This is a genomic window from Metabacillus rhizolycopersici (assembly GCF_020075705.1).
Window position 1 is genome coordinate 1 of sequence record NZ_JAIQUM010000170.1, and the last position, 3,250, is coordinate 3,250.

Here is a 3,250-nt window from a genome sequence, read left to right on the forward strand (position 1 = left end):
TTGAAATCATTTGGATATCACCTACATACAGTTAATAAAACCATTATAGAGTAAAAAGGCAGTTGAAAGTTCGATATAATCGAACTTTCAACTGCCTAATTTAATAATGGACTTTTTCAGTGGCCTCCTAAGAGTCCGGGCGGTGTTTTTCAAGTGAATTTCATGTAATTTTAAGCATTGTATACTGGATAGCCAGTAAATTTAAAGTCCTTACCTATCTTTTCAACGTTCATTTGTTCAAGATCGATTGCATCTGCCATTTTTTCAATCCCAATGCCTGCAAAAAAGCCTGGTGATTCCTTTCCACCAATTAACTTTGGCGCAAAATAAACAACAACTTTATCAACTAATTTCTCCGTTAGGAAGGATGCATTTACTTCACCACCACCTTCAATTAAGACTGATGAAACAGAATGCTCCCCTAAAATAGATAAGGTACCATGCAAATCAACACGTTCTGAACCGCTTGTCACAAAAATTTTCATTCCAAGCTGTTCAAGCTTTTCCTTTGCTTCTGCCGAGTATTGCTTGGATGTAAAAATCCATGTTTCAGCTTTTTTATCTGTGACTACCTTTGAATCTAAGGGAATGCGCAACGTGCTATCTAGTATGATCCGGATCGGGTTACGACCATTTGGGATTCGTGTTGTTAATTCAGGGTCATCTTTTATCACTGTATGAACCCCAACCAAAATACCAACATTTTCATGACGTAATTGATGTACATCCTTCCGTGCTTCCTCAGACGTAATCCATTTACTATCCCATGTCGAGGATGAAATCTTACCATCTAATGTCGTAGCTGATTTTAACGTAATGAACGGCTGTTTTTTCATAATAAACTTATTAAAAACTTCATTCATTTTCCTAGACTCTTCCTCGCAAACCCCGACAACGACTTCAATATTGGCATTTTTTAATATGTTAATGCCATTACCAGCTACAATTGGATTTGGATCTAACGTTGCAACGACCACTTTTTTTATACCCGCTTTTACGATTGCCTCGGCGCAAGGACCTGTGCGGCCATGATGTGAACAAGGCTCTAACGTTACATAGATTGTGCCGCCCTTCGCTTGGTCTCCAGCCATTCGTAATGCATGAATTTCCGCATGAGGCTCACCAGCCTTTAAGTGCGCCCCCACACCTACAATTCGATTATGATTAACAACTACTGACCCTACCAGCGGATTGGGATCAGTCTGCCCCTTCATTGCTTTTGCATTATTGATCGCTAAATTCATATAAAATTCATGTTCACTCAATCGGATATCCTCCTTCAAAATGACCCGCTTTCTTCATCTTTGTTTCTAGATAGTGTCTATTATAGTTTGAAATATCTCCCCATAGAGGCATTCGTCCAGAAACATCTGCACCCGAACTTTGAAGAGCCTTGAGCTTATTAGGATTATTCGTAATTAATGTCACAGGCAACTTCCGAAGAGTCTTTAACACCCTAATTGCTTCTTCGTAATTTCTCGAGTCATCTGAAAAACCTAATTGCTCATTCGCCTCAACCGTATCTAATCCTTCCTCTTGAAGAAGGTAAGCAAGTGCTTTACTAAATAACCCGATTCCTCGTCCTTCATGATTAGCAAGATAGAACAGGGCTCCCGCTCCATGCTCTGATATCATTTTCATTGATTGTTTTAATTGAAAACCACAGTCACATCTCTTACTACCAAAAATATCCCCTGTATGACAAATACTATGCATACGGATAAGTGCATCTTCTGCGTGTTCAAAATCTCCGTACACTAACACACTTGATTGCTGACTATTTGCTAAATTGGCATGTGGTAACTTATTTAGCAATTCATCAATACTAACCTCTTTCTCCTCAACATTTTGGACTTCTAACCAGCTATACCATTTAAAAAACACAGTTTCTCCCTCTAATTGAACTGGTAATTTAATTGGTCCAACAATATAAGTAGTACCCTCACCATGATGCACGGTTTGTACTTTTTCTTTTATTCTATTTAACGAATGATTTTTTACAGTTTCGATTATCATAAACCTTCCTCCTCTGGGTAATTATTATGGCTGAGTCTATATAAAACCTTTCATTTTTGTATCAATTGTCAACTTACTTATTGTAAGTAAGTATAAATTTGAAGGTGTTTTTCGTCAAGTATAATGCGTTTTCACTTATCCGAAAAATTCCATGATTATTTTCCTAGAATAGTTGATTTGAAGATTCTCTAGAAATCATACCGCATTTCCCATTCATCATCCATTCGCATTACTCCATTTTCTCTTTCAAAAAGAACAGATGTAAGGATGTGAATAGTTGATAATTACTGTACGTTTCTTTCTAATTGATCCGATAGGGCCTGTACTACGGTTATAATCATTTTATCCCATATTGGCTACAATGAATAAAAGCGTTGAAACTGGATGTCGTGCGCATATCCACAGTACAAGAGTTTTATAGTTACGAAACAACAACAAGGGATAAGCATCGATAACAGGATGCTTATCCCTTGTTCATTGCTTCAATTCATACCGTTCCGCCAAACCGCTTGTTTCAAAAGAAACTGTACGCCAAAAATTAATTTTCCCAACGAAAAAGTAAAAAGGCAAGGACAACACATACTAAGCCAAAAACTGTTAGAATTAGCAACTCTAATCCGAATACGGTAAGAGCATCCCCATTCCAGACACCTTGAGCTAATTCAACAAAATGAGTCATCGGCAGCCATTTGCTTGCATCTTGTAAAAACTGAGGCAATATTTCAACTGGCATTGCAATCCCAGATAGAAAAAGCATCGGGAAAAAAATAACCATCGCAAAGCCACTTGCTGCGCCTGCGGATTTTGTAAGACCAGACCATCGAAAAGCCGAGGCCAAAAAAGCAAATACACCCATATAATAGACTAGCGAAAAGCGTGATCATAGATAAAAACGAGATGTTTATATCCCATACTAATTTGGCAAGTACGATAATTTCGATCGCCCCGGCAAGAACGAGGAAAATACCTTGTATGGAATGGGAAACAAGAACCATAGAAGGTCTAATCGGACTCACTCGGAACCTTCGTGAATGACCCCTCCTTATCAACCTTGCGGTCTGATTGAAGAAGGGGCTTCCTGATTCTTAGACCGTTGCATAATGGGGATTCCCACTATGTCTTACACAATCTCCACAGGCGTAGATTATACTGTTCGGACACAACCCTGCCCTACAGTTTGATTGATTCAGTTAGTCGGTCACAAGCAGTTGCTCTAATCCTTTTTGGAGGATAT

2 protein-coding genes and 1 pseudogene are annotated in these 3,250 nt (G+C 38.5%); all 3 read right to left on the reverse strand.

What is annotated here, in order from left to right:
* Window positions 1–170 precede the first annotated feature (170 nt).
* Window positions 171–1,265 (reverse strand): bifunctional diaminohydroxyphosphoribosylaminopyrimidine deaminase/5-amino-6-(5-phosphoribosylamino)uracil reductase RibD, encoded by a 1,095-nt coding sequence (gene ribD / locus K9V48_RS27520; protein WP_224142243.1) that lies wholly within the window; start codon window positions 1,263–1,265, stop codon window positions 171–173.
* A complete protein-coding gene (locus K9V48_RS27525; RefSeq protein ID WP_224142244.1) occupies window positions 1,258–2,016 on the reverse strand; it encodes a GTP cyclohydrolase II in 759 nt (252 codons plus the stop codon). Before K9V48_RS27525 ends, ribD begins: the two co-directional genes overlap by 8 nt.
* Window positions 2,017–2,554: 538 nt before the next feature.
* Window positions 2,555–2,875 (reverse strand): annotated as a pseudogene (locus tag K9V48_RS27530) (ABC transporter permease); the annotation flags it as partial.
* Between the last annotated feature and the right edge of the window lie 375 nt (window positions 2,876–3,250).

Bases quoted from the DNA above. Each gene is read 5' to 3' on its own strand.
- K9V48_RS27525 (WP_224142244.1), bottom strand. From the start codon at position 2,016: ATGATAATCGAAACTGTAAAAAATCATTCGTTAAATAGAATAAAAGAA.